At 63.4% G+C, this 21,833-nt stretch carries 21 protein-coding genes; 8 read left to right on the top strand and 13 right to left on the bottom strand.

The window, feature by feature from the left end; genetic code table 11:
• Positions 1-95: 95 nt before the first annotated feature.
• The 7 genes from LB545_RS05750 to LB545_RS05720 form a co-directional block, all read right to left on the bottom strand.
• Positions 96-1,274, bottom strand: a complete 1,179-nt coding sequence (locus LB545_RS05750) for a serine hydrolase domain-containing protein (RefSeq protein ID WP_140566272.1) — start codon at positions 1,272-1,274, stop codon at positions 96-98.
• Positions 1,275-1,307: 33 nt separating this feature from the next.
• Positions 1,308-2,504 carry a serine hydrolase domain-containing protein gene (locus LB545_RS05745; protein ID WP_140496192.1) on the bottom strand — a complete coding sequence of 399 codons (1,197 nt, stop codon included), beginning with the start codon at positions 2,502-2,504 and terminating at the stop codon, positions 1,308-1,310.
• A 64-nt stretch (positions 2,505-2,568) separates the two neighbouring features.
• A complete protein-coding gene (locus LB545_RS05740; protein WP_140496193.1) occupies positions 2,569-3,603 on the bottom strand; it encodes an extracellular solute-binding protein in 1,035 nt (344 codons plus the stop codon).
• Positions 3,604-3,626: 23 nt separating this feature from the next.
• Positions 3,627-4,427, bottom strand: a complete 801-nt coding sequence (locus LB545_RS05735) for an ABC transporter permease (protein ID WP_140496194.1) — start codon at positions 4,425-4,427, stop codon at positions 3,627-3,629.
• Complete coding sequence (locus LB545_RS05730; RefSeq protein ID WP_140496195.1) at positions 4,420-5,340, bottom strand: ABC transporter permease; 921 nt, start codon at positions 5,338-5,340, stop codon at positions 4,420-4,422. The genes LB545_RS05735 and LB545_RS05730 overlap by 8 nt, the downstream gene beginning before the upstream one ends.
• Complete coding sequence (locus tag LB545_RS05725; protein WP_140522308.1) at positions 5,340-6,434, bottom strand: ABC transporter ATP-binding protein; 1,095 nt, start codon at positions 6,432-6,434, stop codon at positions 5,340-5,342. The genes LB545_RS05730 and LB545_RS05725 overlap by 1 nt, the downstream gene beginning before the upstream one ends.
• Before the next feature lie 152 nt (positions 6,435-6,586).
• Complete coding sequence (locus LB545_RS05720) at positions 6,587-8,266, bottom strand: amidohydrolase (protein ID WP_224704622.1); 1,680 nt, start codon at positions 8,264-8,266, stop codon at positions 6,587-6,589.
• A gap of 246 nt (positions 8,267-8,512) precedes the next feature.
• On the opposite strand from LB545_RS05720, the gene LB545_RS05715 reads away from it, so the two are divergent.
• The 4 genes from LB545_RS05715 (at position 8,513) to LB545_RS05700 (ending at position 12,175) form a co-directional block, all read left to right on the top strand.
• The gene (locus tag LB545_RS05715) at positions 8,513-9,166 is read left to right on the top strand and encodes a TetR/AcrR family transcriptional regulator (protein ID WP_140560339.1); all 654 of its coding nucleotides are present in this window, start codon (positions 8,513-8,515) and stop codon (positions 9,164-9,166) included.
• Positions 9,167-9,188: 22 nt separating this feature from the next.
• The gene (locus tag LB545_RS05710) at positions 9,189-10,220 is read left to right on the top strand and encodes a histone deacetylase family protein (protein WP_140496199.1); all 1,032 of its coding nucleotides are present in this window, start codon (positions 9,189-9,191) and stop codon (positions 10,218-10,220) included.
• 477 nt (positions 10,221-10,697) lie between these two features.
• Positions 10,698-11,408, top strand: coding sequence for a helix-turn-helix transcriptional regulator (locus LB545_RS05705; RefSeq protein WP_140496200.1), 711 nt, complete (start codon positions 10,698-10,700; stop codon positions 11,406-11,408).
• Positions 11,405-12,175 carry a helix-turn-helix transcriptional regulator gene (locus tag LB545_RS05700; protein ID WP_140513628.1) on the top strand — a complete coding sequence of 257 codons (771 nt, stop codon included), beginning with the start codon at positions 11,405-11,407 and terminating at the stop codon, positions 12,173-12,175. Before LB545_RS05705 ends, LB545_RS05700 begins: the two co-directional genes overlap by 4 nt.
• Here the strand turns inward: LB545_RS05700 and LB545_RS05695 are convergent, their stop codons facing one another.
• Genes LB545_RS05695 through motA form a run of 6 tightly spaced genes read right to left on the bottom strand, consistent with a single transcriptional unit; the run spans position 12,176 to position 17,015 of the window.
• Positions 12,176-12,610 carry a hypothetical protein gene (locus LB545_RS05695; protein ID WP_140496202.1) on the bottom strand — a complete coding sequence of 145 codons (435 nt, stop codon included), beginning with the start codon at positions 12,608-12,610 and terminating at the stop codon, positions 12,176-12,178. It lies immediately after the preceding gene.
• Positions 12,607-13,689: a flagellar biosynthesis protein FlhB gene (gene flhB / locus LB545_RS05690; protein ID WP_224704620.1), complete on the bottom strand. Its 1,083-nt coding sequence runs from the start codon at positions 13,687-13,689 to the stop codon at positions 12,607-12,609. The genes LB545_RS05695 and flhB overlap by 4 nt, the downstream gene beginning before the upstream one ends.
• A 9-nt stretch (positions 13,690-13,698) precedes the next feature.
• A complete protein-coding gene (locus LB545_RS05685) occupies positions 13,699-14,712 on the bottom strand; it encodes a flagellar motor switch protein FliG (RefSeq protein ID WP_140513630.1) in 1,014 nt (337 codons plus the stop codon).
• 43 nt (positions 14,713-14,755) lie between these two features.
• Positions 14,756-15,142, bottom strand: coding sequence for a flagellar motor switch protein FliN (gene fliN / locus LB545_RS05680; RefSeq protein ID WP_140496205.1), 387 nt, complete (start codon positions 15,140-15,142; stop codon positions 14,756-14,758).
• A 17-nt stretch (positions 15,143-15,159) separates the two neighbouring features.
• On the bottom strand, positions 15,160-16,107 hold the full coding sequence (locus LB545_RS05675; protein WP_140522317.1) for a FliM/FliN family flagellar motor switch protein: 948 nt from the start codon (positions 16,105-16,107) through the stop codon (positions 15,160-15,162).
• Positions 16,108-16,139: 32 nt separating this feature from the next.
• Positions 16,140-17,015, bottom strand: a complete 876-nt coding sequence (gene motA, locus LB545_RS05670; RefSeq protein ID WP_140496207.1) for a flagellar motor stator protein MotA — start codon at positions 17,013-17,015, stop codon at positions 16,140-16,142.
• A 157-nt stretch (positions 17,016-17,172) separates the two neighbouring features.
• On the opposite strand from motA, the gene LB545_RS05665 reads away from it, so the two are divergent.
• The 4 genes from LB545_RS05665 to LB545_RS05650 are packed head-to-tail and all read left to right on the top strand — an operon-like array spanning position 17,173 to position 21,748.
• The gene (locus LB545_RS05665) at positions 17,173-18,984 is read left to right on the top strand and encodes a DUF1217 domain-containing protein (RefSeq protein WP_224704618.1); all 1,812 of its coding nucleotides are present in this window, start codon (positions 17,173-17,175) and stop codon (positions 18,982-18,984) included.
• Positions 18,985-18,986: 2 nt separating this feature from the next.
• Positions 18,987-19,709, top strand: coding sequence for a flagellar basal-body rod protein FlgF (gene flgF, locus LB545_RS05660; protein WP_140513633.1), 723 nt, complete (start codon positions 18,987-18,989; stop codon positions 19,707-19,709).
• 1 nt (position 19,710) lies between these two features.
• A complete protein-coding gene (fliI, locus tag LB545_RS05655; RefSeq protein ID WP_140513634.1) occupies positions 19,711-21,108 on the top strand; it encodes a flagellar protein export ATPase FliI in 1,398 nt (465 codons plus the stop codon).
• Entirely contained in the window at positions 21,089-21,748 is a 660-nt protein-coding gene (locus tag LB545_RS05650; RefSeq protein ID WP_140522320.1) for a hypothetical protein, read from the top strand. Before fliI ends, LB545_RS05650 begins: the two co-directional genes overlap by 20 nt.
• Positions 21,749-21,833: the final 85 nt, after the last annotated feature.

Raw genomic sequence — 21,833 nt, 5'->3', positions numbered from 1 at the left:
CGGCGACCATAGGCGCAGTTATCCTGCCCGCCAACCTTCGCGGTTTCACCGGCGACAGAGGTCCACAGGAAAGCGCGCCCTAATGTTGCGGCCGCTCAGACCATCCGGCTCAGCGCTTCGAAGAATGCGACGATCTCGAGATCGAGCGGATCGTCGACCGGCTCGGGCTGCGATGACATCTTGGCGATCACCACTTCCGTCCGGGGGTCGACATAGAGCCACTGGCCATGGATCCCGATGCCGCAATAGGCCCCGTTCTCATGTCCTGTCTGGTACCATTTGTTGCGGTAGCGGCCCTTGGGAAACAGCGGCAGCATGGCGCCACGCTGCCAGGCTTCAGAACTGCCGCCGGTTACCGTGGTGTCGCGCACCCAGGCCTCGGGCACGATGCGGCGGCCATTCGCAGTGCCCCCTTGCCGCATCATCTCGCCGACGCGCGCCAGATCGCGCGGCGTCACCGAGATGCCGCCGGCAGTGCGCGCCGTGCCCTCCATGTCGACCGCCACCGAAGCTTCGCCGGCAGCACCCAGCGGCAGCCACAGTTTCTCGCGCATCAGGTCGGCGAAGCGCTGGCCGGACGCCCGTTCGAGCAGCAGGCCAAGCAGGTCGGAATTGGGGGACCGGTAGCGGAAGGTCTGGCCATGCGGCTCGGCGAGCCGCTGCAGTGTCAGGAGGAATTCACGCAGGCTTTCCGTGCCGCCGCCCGGGTTCCACAAGGTGGCGCGACGGTAACGAGCAAAGGCGCTTTCGGGATCGAGGTAGGCCTCCTCGAAATCGAGGCTGACACTCATATCGAGCACATGCCGCACGGTAGCCTCGCCATAGGCCGAATCGCCGGCTTCCGGTATGTAGGCCGTCACCGGGGCTTCCGGATCGAACACGCCCTCGCCTTCCAATATGCCGGCCATGATCGCGGTCACCGACTTGCTGATCGAAAAGATGATGTGGCGGGCGCCGAAATCCATATGCGGCGCAAACCAGTCGCCGACGATCCTGCCGCCTCTCATGACGGTCAGCGCATCCGTGTGCGAGCGGCTGAGAAAAGCCGCGACGGTTTCCGGCGTGCTCGCCACCGCGATCTTTTCGTCGAGCAATCCGCCGAAATCCTCGGCCGGCGCCTCGTTGACCGGCAGGGCGGCGACACGCGCGCTCGGCACCAGCTCGCCGACGTTCTGGAATGACCATCGGTTGAACGGATTTTCCCGCCAGTTGGCGAGCAGCACCTGGTTGCGGCGGAAGCCGTAACGGGTCTCGAACGCGGTCTTGCCGGTCATGGCATTTCCTTCCAGGTCGTGTCTTGTGGGGGTTCAGCTCAGCGCGGCGGCGATGGCATGCACGGCCTTCAGCGTCGCCATGGAATAGGCGACGTTGCTGAAATCCGGCCAGCTCGAAAGCTTGACCACGACCATCCGCGTATTCCAGTCGATGTGGATCATCTGCCCGAACACGCCCCGGCACATCAGCGCCCGCGAATGTGGATTCTCGATCCAGAACTGGTTGCGGTAGCTGCCCTCTGGCAGGCTCGGACTAAAGCCCGGCCCGTGGCTGCCGCTGCGCGTCGCCTCGATCCAATCGGCCGGCACGATGCCGCCGCCATTATCGAGGATCAGCTGGCCGAAGCGGGCATAATCGCGCAGCGTCGCGTTGAAGCCGCCATCGGCCAGCGCGTAGCCGGCGCTGTCGACGGTGAAGCAGGCGCTTTCATCGGCGCCGAGCTTTTGCCAGAGTTCTTCCGAGACCAGTTGCGCCAGCCGCTTGCCGGTCACCCGCTCCAGGATGAACGCGAGCACATCGGTTTCGACCGAGCGGTACTCGAATGCCGCCCCATGTGGCCGGACCGTCTCCGTCAAGCCCAGGATCAGCTCGAACATGTGCGCGGGCCAGCGAAAGTCCGGGTCGCTGCCCGGCGGCACCGGCTTCCAGCCGGTGGCGACATCGACCTGGCCTATGTCGGAATAACGGTCGTTATATTCCTCCGAGAAACACACGCCCGTCGTCATGTCGAGCACGTGCTGGACTCTGGCGCCGGCCCACCCGGTTGCCTTCAATTCCGGCAGGTAGTCCGTCACCGGCCTCGCCGGATCGACCAGCCCGCGCCCGGCCAGTATGCCGAACACCGAGCCGGTGACCGACTTGGCCATCGACTGCGACAGATGCAGCGTGCGCTCGTCCATGCCGTTGAAGTAGCGCTCAAAGGCTATCTTGCCGTCCTTGAGCACCAGGAAGCCATCCGTATAGGTCTCGTCCAGCAGGCCCGCGAGCGTCGTCTTCCGTCCCGTGCTGTCCTCGACCGGCAGCCCGTCGAGATCGACCTCGGCGCGTTCGAGGCGGTGACGGTGGCCGTTGCCGCGCCAGACTTCGACGGTCGGCAGAATTTCCCTGATGTGCTGGAAAGCCCAGCGGTTCCAGGGCGGCCTGTCCCAGTCGAGCCTTGGTGGCACCATGGCGGGCGGCGAGCCCTGCATGATCGGCGGCCGCGGATCGCTGTTGCGATAGGAGTCCATGAAAGCTATTCCCGGAAACGGAAAAGACCCGGCGGCATGTGCCGCCGGGTCCGTCATGCGGCGATTACTTCTGCAGTTCGGTCCAGATCTTGGTGTAAAGTTCCTGCGTCTCTGGCGCGCACATCTGCTGCAGTTCGCCAAGCGGCTTGGCGTCGGCCGGAATGACGACTTCCGGCGCGTCCTTCATGTCGGCCGGCATGTATTTGTCCGAACCGGCGATGGCATTGGCGTAACGATGGAAGGCCGAGAGGCCGGCCGCGTTTTCCGGATCCATGATGAAGTTCTGGAACAGCTTGGCGTTCTCGACGTTCTTGGCCTCTTTCAGGACGACGACGTTGTCGCTCCACAGGCCATAGCCTTCCTTCGGATAATTGAAGTGGATGGCCGGGTTGGCGAGGCGCTGACGCAAAGCCGAGCCATTCCAGTCGCTTGTTGCCTTGAAGTCGCCGGCGCCCATCTTCTCTATGGTGTTGTATTCCATGGCGATCCAGTTCGGCTTCGCCGCCACCAGCAGGTCACGTACTTTCTTCAGCACCGTCTTGTCGTTGGTGCATTGCTGGCCGCCGACATATTTGATCGCGGCGAACATCACGTCGCCCATCTCCGGTACGACGTTGACCTTACCCTTCAACTCGTCGGGCGTGTTGAAGATGATGCCCCACGTGTTGGCCGGGCCCTTGTAGGCGTCGGTGTTGACGACGACGCCGATCGTGCCCCAGGCCCACGGAACCGTGTATTTGCGGCCCGGATCGAACTCAGGATTGGCCCATTCCGGCGCCACGTTTTTGAAGTTCTCCATCTTGCCCGGATCGGTTTCCTGAACGAGGCCTTCCTTGATCCAGATCGGTACATAGGTCTGCGAAGGCACGGCAATGTCGAAACCGGTGCCGCCCTGGCGCACCTTGGCAAGCGCGGTATCGTTGGAATCGTAGTCGGTGATGGTCACCTTGACGTTGTATTTGGCTTCGAACTTCTTGATCACGTCGGGGCTGGTGTAATTGCCCCAATTGTAGATGTTGAGCACGCCGTCGGCGCGGGCAAGGCCCGTCGAAGCGAGCAACGCCAACCCCATGGCGGACGCCGTTGTCTTCCAGTTCATCGTTTTAACTCCCATTATCGGTTTCAGTCTCGTTTCCTGCTGACAAAGAAAAACAACGTGACGATCGCGACCGAAAGCAGCAGGAAGGCGGTCGATATCGCGTTGATCTCGGGTGTGATGCCGCGGCGGATCTGGCCGAGCATGTAGGTGGGCAGCGTGTCCTGGCCGCCCGACTTGACGAATTCGGTGATGACGACGTCATCGAGCGAGATGACGAAAGCCAGCATCAGGCCGGCGAGGATGCCGGGCCACAAAAGCGGCAGCGTGATGCGGCGGAAGGTCTTCCACGGCGTCGCATAGAGGTCGGCGGCGGCGCGTTCCAGCGTCAGGTCCATATTCTCCAGCCGCGCCCGGATCGGCAGGTAGGCAAACGGGATGCAGAACGCCGTATGCGCGGCGATCAGGTAGCCAAGGCCGGAATAGCCGGTGAAGATCTTGATGCGCGAGAAGAAGATCAGCAGCGCCACGCCGGTGACGATTTCGGGCACCATCAGCGGCTGGTTGATGGCCGCGTATTTGAAGGTCAGCCCGGGATAGGGCGGTGTGCGCGTGGTGGCGAGCGCGGCCATGGTGGCGAAGATGGTGGCAAGGGCCGCCGCTATGGCGCCGATCTGGAAGGAACGCATCGTCGCATCGATGACCTGCGTGTTCTGCCAGGCCGACTGGAACCATTTGAGCGAAAACCCGCCCCATTCCGAGGTCGAGCTCGCCGCGTTGAAGGCGTAGATGACCAGCACGATGATCGGCAGATAGAGCACGACGAAACAGGTTGCCGCGATGGCGGTGAAGCCAGGCTGGTGCTTGATGGAGAAATTGCTAGCCATGACGCACCCCCGACTTGCCGGCGTTGCGCACATAGGCCAGCAGCGCCACCATGACGATGATCATGACCGTGATCGACAGCGCCGAGCCAAGCGGCCAGTTGCGGCCCTGTCCGAACTGCAATTCGATCAGGTTGGACAGCATCATGTTCTTGCCGCCGCCAAGCACGCTCGGCGTCACATAGGCGCCAAGGGCCGGAATGAAGACCAGGATGGAGCCGGCGATGACCCCGGGTTTGACCAGCGGGAAAATGATCTTGCGCAGCACCTTGAAGCGCGTCGCGTAGAGATCGTAGCCGGCCTCGACCAGCCGGAAATCGAGTTTTTCCATGCTTGCATAGATCGGCAGCACCATCAGCGGCAGGTAGACATAGGCCATGCCGATCAGGATCGCCGTGTCGGTGTAGAGGATCTGCACCGGCGCCGAGACGATGCCGAGCTTCAGAAGGATGGTATTGACGATGCCTTCGTTGCGGATGATCTGCAGCACCGCGAAGGTACGGATAAGGAGGTTGGTCCAGAACGGAATGGTGATCAGGAATAGCCAGAGATCCCTGGTCTTTTCACTGCGCGTCGCCATGAAATAGGCGGTCGGGAAGCCGAGCGCCAAAGTCGCCAGCGTCGTCACCACCGCGAGCTTGATCGAGCGCAGGAAGATGGTGACGTGGGCGGCCGCGAGCGACAGCGTGTCGTCGAAAATGTCGCGTTCCATGAACACCGACACCCAGGCTTCCGGCGAAAATTGCCACTTCACGTCGCCATAGGCGCCGGGCGTCAGGAACGAATAGACGAGCACGATTAGCAACGGGCCGGTCGCGGCGAGCAGAATGACCAGCAGCGCCGGCGCTGACAGCAACCAGCGGTCGCGGACGTCGCGCCGCTCCGCTGCCTTGGCGACTTCTTCGGCGGTGGCCATCAGTCCCTCAGCACTTGCGCGGCGTCGTTGCCGATCAGGATGCCGACCTTGTCGCCGCGCTCGAAACCGCAGCCGGCGCTGCGCGTGTTCTGCTGGCGCACGGTGAAGGCTTCGCCGCTGTCGAGCTGGACATGGATATGCGTGTCGGTGCCGAAATAGACGATGTTGTCGACCGTGCCCGCCAGGTCGCCCTTGCTCTTGGTCAGCTTGGCATGCTCCGGCCTCACCACCACGGTGGCGTTGTCCTTCGGCTGGAAACCTTCGGCGACGGTCGCCTCGATGGTGGTGCCGGATTTGAGCGTCGCGCGCGCCTTGCCGTTGCCGGTGCCCGATATGGCCGCGGTGAGAAAGTTGGTCTCGCCGATGAAGTCGGCGACGAAGCGTTCGGCAGGCTTGTCGTAGATATCCCAGGGCGAGCCGACCTGCAGGATCTTGCCCGACGACATCACGGCGATGCGGTCCGACATCGTCAGCGCTTCTTCCTGGTCATGGGTGACGAAGATGAAGGTTATGCCGGTCTCGTGCTGCAGCCGCTTCAACTCGATTTGCATCTCCTTGCGCAGCTTGTAGTCGAGGGCGGAGAGCGGTTCGTCGAGCAGCAGCACCTTCGGTTGCGGCGCGAGCGCCCGGGCCAGCGCCACGCGCTGCTGCTGGCCGCCGGAAATCTGGCCGGTGCGCCGGCCCGCCAGCGCCTCCATCTTGACCAGCTTCAGCATCTCGGCAACGCGCGCCTTGATCTGCGCCTTGGGCTTGCCCAGCATCTCCAGGCCGAAGCCGATATTGTCTGCCACCGTCATGTGCGGGAACAGCGCATAGGACTGGAAGACGGTGTTGACCGGCCGCTTGAAGGGCGGCAATGGCGCGATGTCCTGGCCGTAAAGCAGGATTTCGCCGGCGGTTGGAAAGTCGAAGCCGGCGATCAGCCGCAGCAAGGTGGTCTTGCCGCAGCCGGATGGTCCCAGCAGTGTGAAGAATTCGTTCTCGCGGATGGATACCGAGACTGTGTCGAGGGCAGCGACCTGCCCCTCACCCGATCCGAAAATTTTGCTGACGTTTACTACTTCAATCGCATTCCGATCCGGTTTGTCCGGCACGATTACGCCTCACTGTTGACCCCGCTCTTGCTGGCGGAGCTTTCCCCTATTGGATGTGACCACACGGCCGGTGGGTTGGCAAGTCCGGCATTGAATCACAGTTCAGTCGGTCATTTCAGTCCGCCATTTCAGCAGGCAGGCCGCATGCCATGTCAGGCCTGGTAGGTGACTTTGCCGCCGCAGATCGTCGTTACCGGGCGCACCTTGTGCAGGTCGGCCGGTGCCGTTTTTTCAATGTCGGCCGACAAAACCACCAGATCGGCCATATAGCCTGGCTTCAGCGTGCCCTTGCGGTGCTCGGCGAATTCGGCATAGGCGCCCTCGACCGTGTAGGCGGCAAGCGATTCACGCAGCGAGAAGCTCTGGTCCGGATCGCTTGATGCCCATGGTTTGCGCATTACTGCCGCCTGGATGCCCAGGATCGGATCGATCGGCGACACCGGCCAGTCCGACGCGAACACGACATGCGCGCCGGCATTCTTCAGGGTGCGCCAGGCATAGCTCAGCGGCCAGCGCGCCGGCCCGATGCGCGAGACGGTCGGCTCCAGCGGAAAATCCATGGCGCCGGGCGGATGCGGCGGCTGCATGGAGGCGATGACGCCGAGTTCGGCGAAACGCGGCACATCAGATGCAGCGATGACCTCTATATGTTCGACACGATGCCGGCTGTCGCGCTTGCCGTTGGCCTTTTGCGCCGCCTCGTAGCCGTCGAGCACGGCGCGCACCGCGCCGTCGCCGATCGAATGCACGGCGATCTGCAGGCCGCGCCTGTCGACGGCGACGGCGAGATCGATGAATTGCTGGGGCGTGAACAGGGGTTCACCCACCCAGTCGGGACGGTCGGCATAGGGCTCGATCATGACGGCCGTCCAGGAATCGAGCACGCCGTCGTAGAACACCTTGACCATGCCTGACGACAGCCACTCGCCATTGTAGCGCTCGGCCATCGCCGAGGCCTTGTCGAGTATGTCGAGCGTCATGAAATTCTTGTAGTGGAAGGGTATCTGCACCCGGCAGGACAGACCCTCCTCGGCCTCGATCTCGGCCAGCAATTCGAGCTGGTAGAGATTGCCGTCCATGTTCTGGATCGAGGTGATGCCGTGGCGCGCGCACCAGGCGAGCCCGCGCCGCATGATGTCGCGGTCGGCGGCGCGTTCTTCCGCCGATGGCATCGGGTCTGGCTCGCCGCCCGTCGCCAGCCCGAGCCGCACCCGGCCCTCGCCGGCAAGATCGAGCACCGGGCCGAAAGCCTCGCCCTCGCGCAGTTCGCCATTGGCCAGGCCGTCGTCGCCCATGACGATCTCATTGCCGGGGCCAAGCGCGCGCCCATTCAGGATGCCGGCCATATCCAGCGCCCTGCTGTTGGCCCACATCGTATGGTGATCGGGCGCGGCCATGACGAAGGGCCGGTCCGGCAGGATCGCATCGAGATGATGGCGCGTCACTCGCTCGTCATCGAGCACGGTGTAGTCGACGCCCTGTCCGACCAGCATCTTGGCATCGGGGTGCGTCGACGCGTAGTCGCGGATCGCCTTTTGCAGCGCCTCGAAACCGTGGACGCCCGACAACTGGAGATGGGCAAGCTCGGCCGCGCCTGAAAACAGATGCATGTGGGCTTCGATGAAACCCGGGATCACCGAACCGCCCCTGGCGTCGATGACCCTGGTGGCCGGGCCCTTGAACTCTTCGATGGAGGCGTGGCTGCCGAGAGCGACGATGGCGCCATCCTTGACGGCAACGGCTTCGGCGGTCGGATTGTCATCGTCCATGGTCAACACACGACCATTGATGACGATCAGATCCGCCTTGTGACCCGCACCCGTGACCGACATCGCGACTCCGCGCTTTTGACTGAGACCGACAACCACTGCCCACGAGCTGCCGCTCCGCGGGAGGGGCGATGGAGAAAGATGATGCCGGCGCGCTGTCTTCGAAATTCCCCTTGTTATCCCCAAGGCAGCGTGGATAAAAGAATGCGACTAATCATTCGCGTTTGTCAACATGCGGAATTTGCAATGTATTGTGAACAACACTCTGCGCCGATGTTGGGACTGGGCGGGGAACGAGGACGTCAAGCCGTGAAGCGCAGTCTCGATCGCAAAACCAGGATAGCGCTCGAACCGCGCAAGCAGCCGCGCCAACAACGGTCGAGCAAGGTGGTGGACCGGATCCTCGACGCGGCGCTGATCCTGACCCGCGAGCAAGGCACAAGGACGCCGACCACGCTCGCCATAGCGCAGCGCGCGGGCCTGTCGGTTGGTTCGGTCTACCAGTACTTCCCCAACAAGGAAGCCATTCTCCTGGACCTCGCCCGGCGCTGGCTGTCATCCTTTCCCGAAGTGATCGCGAGGCGCATCAGGGTCGACCCGCCCACCAACCGGGAGGAGTTTCGGCGGGAGGTACGCAGGCTTTTCACGGACACCTCCAGGCTTTATCTCGACAATGCCAGCCTGATGCCGGTGATCGAGGCGATTTCAGGCAACGCCGACCTGAGGCCGATCCAGAACGAATATGACGACCAGATCATCGCCCTCTATGCGGCATGGCTGCGGCACGTGAACCCGGCTCTCGAAGACAAGGTCGCCAGCCGGCTCGGCCTGCTGATGATGGAGGTCGGGCACGCCTGCCGTCTTGTCGGCCTGAAAAGGGATCGCCGGACATACGACCTCATCGAGGACGATGTCGAAACCATGTGGCTCGCTCTGGTGACCCCCTATCTCAACCTTGACTGATTTCGCATTCGAGAGGAATTTCATGAAGACTGTCTATTCGCCGCTTCACGCCGGCCACGCCGGCCAGATGGAACTGGTCACATCGGCGATCGTGCCGGGTTTCGAAAAACCCTCGCGCGCCGAGTTCATCAAGGCGCGGGTCAACAGCGAGAAACTCGGGCCGATCATCGCGCCGGCCGAGCATGATCTTGCCGCCGCCAAGCGCATCCACAGGGCCGACTACGTCGATTTCCTGCCGACGGTCTGGCCGCAATGGATCGCCGAGGGCCACACAGGCACAGCCATGCCCTTCACCTGGCCGACACGCGGCCTGCGCGGCGACGTGCCGCCCAAGCGCGTCGACGCCCTGCTCGGCTATTATTCCTTCGACGGCGGCGCCACCTTCGTCGAAGGAACATGGGATGCGATCAAGTCCTCCTACGACGTCGCGCTGACCGCCGCGGGCCTGGTCAAGGCCGGCGAAGCCTCCGCCTTCGCGCTCTGCCGTCCGCCCGGCCACCATGCCGGAGCCGGCTTCATGGGCGGCTATTGCTACATCAACAACGCGGCCGTTGCCGCGCAGTGGTTCCGCGACCAGGGGGCCAGCCGCATCTCGATCCTCGATGTCGACTATCATCACGGCAACGGCACACAGGAGATCTTCTACGACCGCGCCGACGTGCAGGTCCTCAATTTGCACGGCGACCCGATGGTCGAATATCCGTTCTTCCTCGGCCATGCCGACGAGCGTGGCGCCGGCGCGGGCGAAGGTTTCAACATCAACTATCCCATGCCGTTCGGCACCGGCTGGGACGCCTGGAGCGCCTCGCTGGAAGACGCCTGCGCGAGGCTCGCCGCCTACGCGCCAGACGTCGTCATCGTCTCGCTCGGCGTCGACACGTTCGAGAAGGATCCTATCAGCCAGTTCAAGCTGAAGTCGTCGGACTATCCCATGATCGGCCGCCGCATCGCCAGGCTCGGCCTGCCGACGCTGTTCGTCATGGAAGGCGGCTACGCCGTCGAGGAAATCGGCATCAATGCCGTCGGCGTGCTGACCGGCTTCGAGGGCCGGTGACACCGGCTGCCCGAAGCGCGGCAGCTCTCAGGGAAACCACGGAAAAGGGCGGCGTCAGCCGCTCTTTGACATCCTCTAGCCCCTTGGTGGGCGCGACCGAAACAGCCCCGGCCGAGAAGACTGGCTTGCACGGCTCGAACATTTTCACGCACCGAAACGTGCGAAAATCGGCGCCTGAGTCGCAGCTTGAGTCCACTCGATTCGATTTTGTCAAATCGCGTTTGATGTCAGATTCATCTACGGGTAGATTAGACCCGAATCAGCCGGTCCTCGGGGGGCGCGGCGACCACCCAAAGTCTCACGTGCCGGAATATTCCGGCGCCAGACGCGGACGGCTTCGCGTTCCCTGAATGGATTCCGTCTGATCGGGCGCGACCCCGCGCTTGTGTGTGTCTCGTAAATGTAACGCGTTTTCAGGTTCGGCGGCTGGCTCTCCAGCATCCGGACATCAGCATCGATTCCGGCCAAAAACAGCAAATGAGCAGTCCCGCCGCGCTTCTTCAATCCGACACATTGGGCTCGCGCCTGACGTCGCGCGGCGATCTCACCAGCTTTTTCATGGAGTTGACCGCCGAGATCGGTGCCGACAGCTATATGCTGGTCGCCATCGTCCACGATCAGGACCGCAACGACGCGCGCATCGTCTCGTCCAACTGGATTTTCGACGCCATCGAACTGATCGGCAAGCGGCTGATCGCTGGCCTTGCCCAGGGCGCGCTCACCGTCGCGCCGGGCATGCGTCCAAGGCCGCTGGTGTCGGCGCAGGCACCACAGGCCGAGGGGCTGGTCTCCGGCGAAGAGGCACGTCTGCTCGACGTGCTCGGCCATGCCGAAATCTATTCGCTCAGGCTGAATGTCGGCCGCCAACGCCTGTTCGCGCTGTTCTCGGCGGCAGCCGCCGGTCGGATCGACCAACCGGCGCTGATGAAGGCGCAGCTGAAGTGCTGCTACGCGCTCTCGCATATTCCGCAACTGATCGCCGCCGCCGCCATGCAGGATCCGCTGTCGGACCGCGAGCGCGAATGCCTGTTCTGGGTCTCGGAAGGCAAGACCACGGACGAGGTTGCCGTCATCCTTGGCGTGTCCTCCAACACCGTCAACAGCTACATCACCCACGCCATCCAGAAATTCGCGGCCAGCAACCGCGCGATGGCCATCGCCACGGCGATCAGGAGCGGCATCATTTGAAACAGGCCGACGTCAAGCAGGCCGCCGAGGCCCTTTTCAACGACCAGCGCAATCCGTTCGGTGCCTTCTCGCTCGGCTCCGAAACGCATCACGCCGTGACCATTCCCGATGCTGTGCGGCGCTGCCGGTGGATCGCCGTCGACATCAATGCCTCGGCCTTCGGCCTGTTCTTCGTCAGCCCGTCGCTCGAGCGGGCGCGGCTGGTGCCGTGCTTCGATTCCGACTATCCCGGCATATCGGTGGCGACCAAGTTCATCTCGGGCGCCAATGGCGAGGAGATCGTGCGCCATAGCAGGATCTCGACCGAACCGCGCTGGTGGACGGATGACGGTGTGGCGGCCATGAGCGAGATGTTCGGCGGCCTTGCCTGGACCGAGCAGATGGCGCCGCTGGCGCCCGGCAGCAGCGGCATCGCCTTTCCCGTCCACGCCGATCGCGGCCAGTGCGGCCTCGTCGTCTTCCTCGGCTCGGAGATCGCCCTGCCGCAGGACGCGCTCTATGAAATCCACGCCCGTTGCTTTTCGCTGTTCGCCGCTGTCGCCCGCATGCGGCCGGGCGATGTCGGCAAGACGCGCGCGATCTCCAAACGCGAGCTCGAATGCCTGAAGCTGACCGCCAACGGCAATACCAGCGAGGAGATAGCGCGGCTGCTGAAACTGTCGGTGCATACTGCCAACCAGTATCTCACCCAGTCGACCCAGAAGCTCAACGCCGTCAACCGCAACCAGGCGGTCGCCAAGGCGCTGCGGCTCGGCCTGATCGAATAGTTAGAACGCCAGCGGCTCGACCTTGCGGATACGAGCCTGTTCGACCACCGCCTCGAGCAGGGCGGTGTTGTGCTCGGGGTCCTCGCCGGGCTTTTCGAACGACACGTAGTTGACCGCGACCGAGGCGCCTTTTTCGCTCAGCGTCAGCTGGAAATAGACGGTGACGCCGGGCGGCCGAAGCTCGAGATCGAGCACGATGCGCGGGCTACCGCTCCAGTCGACATGAGCCTCGCCGCCATGGCCGAGCCTCAGCGTGCCCGGCTTGAAGAACAGCTCCGCCGCGGAATCGACCAGGTCCGACAGGCAGGCGAAATGCTCCAGCCGGATGAAGGCGATATAATCGGCGACATCGATCAGCCTGAGCTCCGCCACGACTTGCTCGATGGCGCTGGCGACGATGATCTCGCGGGAGTTGGCGTGCGGTTGGCGGTTCATGAAATCTGTCTGCGCTCAGCCTTTTTCGAGTAGATGATCCGCACCAGTTCGGCGACGGCCTGGTAGAATTGCGACGGGATCACACTATCGACCGAAACTTGCTTGTACATGGAGCGGGCGAGCGCCACGTCCTCGAAGATCGGGATGTTGTGCTCGCGCGCGATTTCGCGGATCTTGAGCGCCACCAGATCCTGCCCCTTGGCCAGCACCAACGGTGCCGAATCCTCGTCGCGCACATATTTCAGCGCGATCGAGAAGTGCGTCGGGTTGGCGATGATCAACGTCGCGCGCGGCACCGCCGTCATCATCCGCTTGCGAGCGCGGTCGCGCGCCAGCGAGCGCAGCCGCGACTTAACGATCGGGTCACCCTCGGACTGCTTGAACTCGTCCTTGACCTCCTGCTTGCTCATGCGCAGGTCCTGCTTCCAGTGGAAGCGCGACCAAACGATGTCGATCGCCGCGATCAGGCCCATGACGAAGACGATCGCCACCAGTATGTCGACCGCGATGCCGCGGATGACGAGGCCGAAGGCGACGGGATTGGTGATCATGCCGGCGAGCAGCTTGCGGTGATCCTCGGACAGCGTGAAGGCGAGCACGACGATGGCGAAGCCCACCTTGCCGAGCGCCTTCAGGAACTCGACCCAGCCCTGCACCCCGAACAGCCTGTTCCAGCCCTTGACGATCGAGATGCGCGACAGCTGCGGCCTGATGCGTTCGCCGACGAATTGCGGCATGTTCTGGAACACCGAGGCGCCGATGCCGGCGATGGTCAGGAGCACCAGCAGGCTGAGGATGGCACGGCCCACCTCCAGCATGACGATCTTGTAGAGCGCGATGACGTCGGTCTCGGTGTCCATGGGCCAGGCTTCCGGCTTCTCCAGGAACATCGACAGGAACATGCCGAGATCGACAATGGCATCCTTGGCGTAGAAGACGGTGAACACCAGTATGGCGACGAAGGAGGCCAGGAGCGCGGTCTCCCTCGAATGGGGCAGCTTGCCCTGTTCGATGGTGTCGCGGATCTTCTTTTCCGTCGCTTCTTCGGTTTTGGAATCCTTGTCGACCGCCTCTGCCATGATCCGGCCTTAGGCGGCGGCGTTCTGGGTCGCGGGAAGCTCGAACGCGCCTTCGCGCGCCAGCCGGATTGTCGTCGTCACGATCGTCTTGCGCGCCGCCATGATGTCGGCGAGGGGAACCCCTTCGGATCCTTGTCCGAGTTCGGCTTCGATCATGCGCCGCGAGCGCGCGCCGATCGCCGACAGCGCCGCTTCGGCAAGGATCGCCGAAGTGCCGCGCAGCGCCAGCGTGACCAGTTCGGTCGACAGCCCGTCGAATAGAAGCACGCGCGCTTTCTGGGTAAGCAGCGGCAAATCGTCGAAGGAGAACAGCCGAGCCCGGACGCCGTCGAGATCGGGCGTGCCGGCGGCCTCCAGGTCCTGCATGACCTCCTCGAGCAGCGGCTTGTCCAATTCGTTGAGAACGCTGGCGACGCGCGCCTGTCCGGCCGATGTATCCTTGGTCGCGGTTTCCGCCAGCACGCTGGTGCGCAGCCGATTTTCGACGATCCTGCTGGCGGCGTCGGGAACATTGGCCATCGTCACCATGCGCTTGATGATCTCGCCGCGCGTCGGCTTGCTCAACGTCAACAGCACGCTCGCCGCCGCCTGCGGCGCCAGCTTCGACAGCACCATGGCCGCAGTCTGCGGATGTTCACCGGCCAGGAAAGTACCAAGCCGCACCGGCTCGAGCTTCTCGAGCTCGGGCCAGATCGGCGGCGGACCTTCCGGCGCAACCTCGAATTTCTTGTCACCCATGATCGCGCTCATCTCTTCGGGTGACAGCGATTCATTGAGGATGGTGTCCATCCTGTCGGCGGAATCGAGCAGTCCCGCCCCTTCGGTGAACTCCGCCTCGAACTCGGCGACGATGCGCTCGAGATCGCCTTGCGGAATGGTCCTGAGCAGCCGGGCGCCCTCGATGAGCGCCTTCAATTCTTCCTGCTTGAAGAATTTCAAGAGGCGGCTGGCCGACGGCTTGCCCATCGCCACCAGTATGGCGGCCGCCTTCTGCGGACGCGTCAGGGAAAGGGACGTCGTCATGCCTTTCGCTCCCGCTGCCGCCGGCAAGACCCGCGACGCATCTTCACGCGCCCTTCGTGCCGGCGATGATTTCGGTCAGCCTGATGCCGAAGCGCGACGGGTCGCTTTCGAGCACGGTGATCTCGCCGCGCGCTATTCTGCGGCCGTTGACCACCACGTCGACCGGTTCGCCGATGCGGCGGTTGAGCGCCACCGTGGAGCCCTTCTGCAGCGCCATCAGGTCGGACACCGGCATCTCGGTGCTGCCGAGGATGATCTGGACGTCGACTGGGATGTTCATGATGACGCTCGAATTGGCAGCGGACGCGGCCTTGAACGCAATATCGGGGCGCTGTTCCTCTTCATGCAGAACCCCGCGCAATTCCTCGATGGCGCGGTCGAGCTGCTCGTCCGGCTGGTCGATTTCGGCTTCTGCCTTGGTCTTGGCCATGCATCGTCTCCAAAAGCTCAGGCGTGCCCGGCACCAGCCGGCATGAGCCCGTCGATAAAATCCTGTCCGGCATCATAGGGATGCTTGATCCGGACGGTGTAATTCTGTCCCAGCTTGCCGAACTCGCATACGAACAGCGTCTTGCCGCGCGCGCCGAGACGCGCTTGCGATTGCGCCGTTTCTTCGAATTCGATGATCTGGCCAATTTCGAAATCGGCAAGATCGCCGAGCGTCAGTCGGGCCAGCGGCATGGTCGCCTCGAGCGCCACCGTGGAGCGCATCACTTCTTCCGAAAAGCGCGCGCGCCAGCTGGCGCCCTGATCGTTCTCCCCGCCGGCGGCAGCGCTGTCCCGGCTGGCCAGCACGACACGCTGCGGCATCGTAACCGTGACGGTGCCGCTGTCGGCCGGCGTCGAGATGCCAAAGACGATGCGGATTGCAGCGCCATCGCGCAACACGTGTCGTTTGGCTTCGGTGCCCGACATCGCCCGCGGCACTGGCAGGCGCAGGTCGAGCGACCGTCGCCCCGATCCGTTCAGTGCCTGCGCGACCTGCTGGAACACCATGGTCGAAACATCGACCTCGATCTGCGACAGATCACGCTCTATCGGCGATGCCGGCATCTCCGGGTCGCCGCCGAACAGCGTGCAAAGCGTGACCGCGATCGCCGGCGCATCGATCACCAGGGTCATGGCATCGGAGGACGTGGCTGACGCAACGATGGTCATGGCAAACGTATCGCCGGCACGGGAGCGGGCCTCCGCGACGCGGCTGACCTCGACGCCCCTGAGATCGACGGTGACCGGAACTCCAAGCTCACTGGTCAGGCTCTTCTGCAGCAGCGGCGCAGCGCGCTCTGCCATGCCCCGGCCGGTGCCGATGACCTGGGCGGCCTCGCCGCTGTCGCCGACCAGGCGCTCGATGATCAGCGAGCGCGCTTGTGAGGGACTGCCGGGACTGGTCATGACAATGTCGGCACCGATCTGTCGCGCATCGCTCAGGCGGCCCTTTTCTCGGCGGAGCCGGTGTTCATCGTGCTCTGCTCGACGGCGTCGATGGTCGGCCGCTCATAGGACGATATGGTCTTGCGGCCGAACTCGATCGCCACCTGCGGCAGGGCGCCGTTCATATAGGCGAGCAACGTCTGCTTGACGATAATGTAGAGGCGGTTCTTCTTCTCGCGCACCGTCTTGATCTTGGTGGCGACGGGCCCGACCACCGCGTAAGACAGGAAGATGCCGAGGAAGGTACCGACGAGGGCGGCGCCGATCAGGCCGCCAAGGATTTCCGGCGACTGGTCGAGCGCGCCCATCGCCTTGACCACGCCGAGCACGGCGGCGACGATGCCGAGCGCCGGCAGGCCGTCGCCGACCGCCACCAGCGCGTGGTAGGCTTTCATCTTGTCGGACTTGATGGTCTGGATTTCCTCATCCATCAGCGCCTCGATCTCGTGCGAACGGGCGTTGCCGATGATGATGATCCGGCAATAGTCGCAGATGAAATGCGTCAGGTCGTGGTTCTTCAGCACGGTGGGGAATGCCTGGAAGATCGCCGATTCCTCGGGATTGTCGATATGGGCCTCGACCTCGCTGCGCGACTTCGAACGCAGTTCACGCATCAGGCTGTGCAGCACGCCGAGCGTTTCCAGATAATCCTGCTCCTTCGGCACGGCCTGCTTGAAGGCTTCGAGGATGCCCCTGCCGGTGTCCTTGACCGTTTTCATCGGATTGGCGACGAGGAAGGTGCCGAGTGCGGCGCCGCAGATAACCACCGCTTCCCAGGGCTGCATCAGCACATGCAGATGCCCGCCCATGGCCATGAAGCCGCCAAGGACGCAGCCGAGCGTCACCACCAGTCCAATCAGAATGCCCACGAGAGGTCCTTCCGCATTTCAAGTCAGCTGCAAGGAATAGTCCCCGTGCCTTGTGTGAGGCTTGAATCGGAGCGGCATCGAGCCGATTGGCGCGATTCAGTTTCGCGCAAGGAAGTGAGTCTATTGTGCTGGCATAGCTTCGGCCGGAGGCGCGTCCTTGCTCAGTACCTATACCAGCTACCAGTTGATCACCAGGGACATCGACAAGTCGATCGACCGCATCGAAAAGCAGCCGACGGTCGATCGCGACACCAAATATTATCTGGACAACATCACCAAGGTGAAATCGATCGACGATTTCGTCAACAATGACCGTTTGTTCAAATATGCCATGAAGGCCTACGGCCTGGAAGACATGGCTTACGCCAAGGCGTTCATGGTCAAGGCGCTCAAGGAAGGCGTTTCCGACCCCGACAGTTTCGCCAACAAGCTGACCGACAAGCGCTACGCCGAATTTGTCAGCGCCTTCAACTTCGCAGCCAACGGCGCCAATACCACCGTTTACAACAAGGCGCAGCAGCTGGTGACCGGCAACTATGCGCTGCAAGTCCAGATCGGCGCCTCGCAGGCGGGCTTCTCTTACTATCAGAGCGAAACCGCCTATTATGTCACCAACATCTCCAAGGTTAAGTCGATCGACGACCTGATGGGCGACAGCCGCCTGCTGACATACGCGATGGCCGCATTCGGGCTCGACGCCGAAACCGAACCGGCCGCAACGGTCAGGGCGATGCTCGAAGGTGGCGTCAGCGATCCCAACAGTCCCGCCAACAAGCTGACCGACAAGAGTTACGCCAACTTCGTCTCGACGTTCGACTTCGCCCAGTATGGCGATCAGACGACCACGCGCGACAACGTCCAGCAGGCGGTGCCTAAGGGCTACATGGCCGGAGCCGGGCTGACGTTGGTCAAGCCGAGCGCGCAGTACGTCAAGGGCGAGGCCGACTACTACGCGGCAAACGTTTCCAAGGTGAAGTCGATTGACGACCTCATGGCGGACAAGCGCCTGCTTACATTCGCCATGGCGTCCTATGGACTGGATGCGTCAACCGAAACCCCGCGGCAGATCCGCGCCATGCTCGAGGGCGGCGTGAGCGATCCCAACAGCCCTGCAAACAAGCTGACCGATAAACGATACGCCAACTTCGTCACGGCCTTCGATTTTGCCCAATATGGCGATCAGACGACCACGCGCGACGCAGTGCTGAAAGATACGCCGAAAATCTACACGACAGGGTCGGCGCTTGGCCTGATCAAGCCAAATGCGGACTACATCAAGTCGGAGACCGCATATTATCTGGCCAACATCACGAACGTGAAATCCATCGACGATCTGATGGCCAACAGCCGCTTGTACAATTATGCCCTCTCGGCCTACGCGCTCGATCCGGCGACAGAGAGGAAGGATCTCATCCGCAGCGTTCTGGCCGGTGGCGTCCGCGACCCCGACAGCGTCGCCAACAAGATGACCAACAAAGCCTATGCCGGGCTCGCCTCCGCCTTCAACTTCGAACAATACGGCGAAGCGGCCACCACGACCAATCCGGCACAGCAGCCGACCGTCGACAAATACATGCGCCAGACGCTGGAGGAGGATGCCGGCCAAACCAACGAGGGCGTACGGCTGGCGCTCTATTTCCAGCGCAAGGCGCCTGATATCACTAGCTGGTACGATGTGCTCGCCGACACCGCTCTTGCCAGCGTGGTGCGCACAGTGCTCGGCTTGCCCGATTCCTTCGCCACCGCCGACGTCGACAAGCAGGCGCAGCTGTTCGAGCAGAAGCTCGACATTTCTGATTTCTCCGACCCCGAAAAGCTCGGCAAGTTCCTGACCCGCTTCACCTCCATGTACGAGATCAACCACCCGACCTCTTCAGCCGTGTCGTCGATCAGCGTGCTCTTCGCCAAGCCGGTCACGGCGGGGATCTCCACCGACCTGATGATGGCCATGCAGAAGTTGAAGTTCTGACCATGCGGGACAGTCTCTACGTCGCCCTTTCCTCGCAGATCGCGCTCGAGCGTCGGCTCGACACGATCGCCGACAATGTCGCCAACGCCTCGACCGTCGGCTTTCGCGCCACCGGCGTGAAGTTCGAGGACGTGGTGTCCGGCACCGGGCCGAAATCCGTGTCCTTCGCCTCCTCGGGCAAGACCTACCTTTCCGGCGCCCATGGCTCCCTGACCGAGACCGGCAATCCGTTCGATTTCGCCATACAGGGCGACGCCTGGTTCGCCATCGAGACGCCGGTCGGCACCGTCATGACCCGCGATGGCCGCTTCTCGATGAACGAGAATGGCGAGCTGATGTCGGTCGAGGGCCATCCCGTGCTCGACGCCGGCGGCGCACCGATCCAGCTCGACCCCCGCAACGGCCCGCCCAAGGCCGGAGCCGACGGATCGTTGCGCCAGAACGATCAGCTGGTAGGCTCCATCGGCCTGTACAATTTCGATCCGGGTGAGAATTTCGTGCGCTACGGCAATTCCGGCATCGTGCCGGCGCGCACGCCCGAGCCGGTGACCGATCGAGCCGATATCGGCGTCGCCCAGGGCTTTGTCGAGGAATCCAACGTCAATCCGGTGCTGGAGATGACGCGGCTGATCATGGTCCAGCGCGCTTTCGAGAACACCGCCGCCCTGATGCGGCAGACTGACTCCTCCACCGACGAGGCGATCAAGACGCTCGGCTCGAAGTAGCATGTCGCTCGACCAGCCAACCCTGCGCGCACCCGAAAGACTGCCCCAGCCAACGCCGGAAGACCGGCTTGCCGCGCTGGAGCGGATATGGCGGCGCTTCAGCGATGCCGAGGGACTGCTCAAACGCGGCGGCCTCGTCACCGAAGTCACATCGACGCATTACAAGGTGCGCGGCCTTTCGGATTTCGCCAGGCTGGGCGATCTTGTCGAACAGCGCGGCCATGCCGGCACGCGCCGCGGCGAGATCGTCAAGATCAGCCGCGACGAGATTGTCGTGGCCCCCTTCGAACGCAGTGCCGATGCCGGCATAGGCGACGCCGTTTTCCGTCGCGGTCCGCTCGCCGTGGCGCCGCATGCCTCGTGGCGCGGCCGCACGATCGACGCGCTCACCCGGGCGATCGACGGTGGCCCGCCATTGATCAGGGGCGACGGCATGTCCGGGGCCGCCACGCCCGGCGCCATGGCGCGCCAGCGCGTCGGCACCGCCTTCATGACCGGGGTCAAGATCATCGACATTTTCACGCCGCTCTGTTTCGGCCAGCGCATGGGCGTCTTTGCCGGTTCCGGTGTCGGCAAGTCGACGCTGCTGGCCATGCTCGCCGGCGCAGACGCCTTCGACACCGTGGTCGTGGCGCTGATCGGCGAACGCGGCCGCGAGGTCCGCGAATTCCTCGAGGACACGATCGGCGACAGCATGGCCAAGACCGTAGCCGTCGTCGCCACCAGCGACGAAAGCGCCATGATGCGCCGGCGGGCGCCGGACACCGCGATGCGTGTCGCCGAACATTTTCGCGACCAGGGCCACCGCGTGCTTCTGGTGCTGGATTCGATCACCCGCTTTGCCCACGCCCTGCGCGAAGTGGCGACGGGAACGGGTGAGCCGCCGGTCGCGCGCGGCTATCCGGCTTCGGTTTTCACCGAGCTGCCGAAGCTGCTCGAACGCGCCGGGCCGGGAGTGGAAGGGAAAGGATCGATCACCGCGATCATTTCCGTGCTGGTCGACGGCGACGACCACAACGATCCGGTGGCCGATTCCGTGCGCGGCATCCTTGACGGCCATGTCGTGCTCGACCGCGCGATCGCCGAACAGGGCCGCTATCCGCCGGTCAATCCGCTGTCGTCCATATCACGCCTGGCCGGCAAGGCCTGGAGCGTCGAGCAGCGCGCGCTGGTGACGCGGCTGAAGTCGATGATCTCCCGCTTCGAGGACACGCGCGACATCCGCCTGCTCGGCGCCTACCAGGGCGGCGCCGACGTGGAACTCGATATGGCGGTGCGCCAGGTACCCCTGATCTACGAGGCGCTGATGCAATCGCCGAAGGACCGCCCGTCCGCTGATCCGTTCTCCGATCTCGCCCGCCATCTCAAGGGAAAGCAGAATGCCGAACAAGGGGACTGAGCTCCAGCATACCGAGCGTATCCTGCGCGAAATGATCGCCGAGGCGAAAGCCGAAGAAGAGATCGAAGCCAGCCGCAACTCGGCCATCGACGGGCTCTTCGCCGCCCCGCAATGGCCGCAGCCGCCCAAGACCGCGTTTCCCAGGCTGGGCAAGAAGGCCGGCCGGCGCAGCGATTTCGTCATCGCCGCGCTCGGCATCACGCTCGGCCTGATCTGCGCGCTGTTCCCCTGGTATATCTTCTTCAATCAGGAACAGTTCGGCGTCCAGGCAATCAAGTTCGGCGGCACCGGCACCAATTCTGGACGCGAGGGCGGCGGCGTGGTTGCCGAGCGCAGCGCGCCGCTGACGGCCAAGGACGTTCCGAATGCCAATATCGACCTGCTTGCCACCGGAACCGTGCAGGACGATCCCAGCGCCGCCCCGGCACCAGATGACCAGCCCTTTCCGGCCGACGTCACCAAATTCCGCATGGTCCACGTCGCCAATGGCCGCGCCATGATCGAGGACGACACCGGGCTGTGGATGGTCCAGCGCGGCTCGATACTGCCGGATTCCAACAAGGTGTCGTCGATCGAGCAACGCAACGGCAAATGGGTGATGGTCACCAGCGCCAACCAGGTGATCGAGCTTTCCAGATAAGTTCGCCGCGCTTGCCGGTTGCGTCCGCCCGCAAGGTCCGCGCAAGACTGGCGGCCTAGTCTTTGGGCACACGCCCGGAGATTCC

It is taken from the genome of Mesorhizobium sp. BR1-1-6, from assembly GCF_020165355.1.
In the GTDB taxonomy this organism is placed as follows: Bacteria; Pseudomonadota; Alphaproteobacteria; order Rhizobiales; family Rhizobiaceae; genus Mesorhizobium.
Note: the sequence above shows the minus strand (reverse complement) of the source record. Positions and strands in the feature narration are given on the sequence as shown.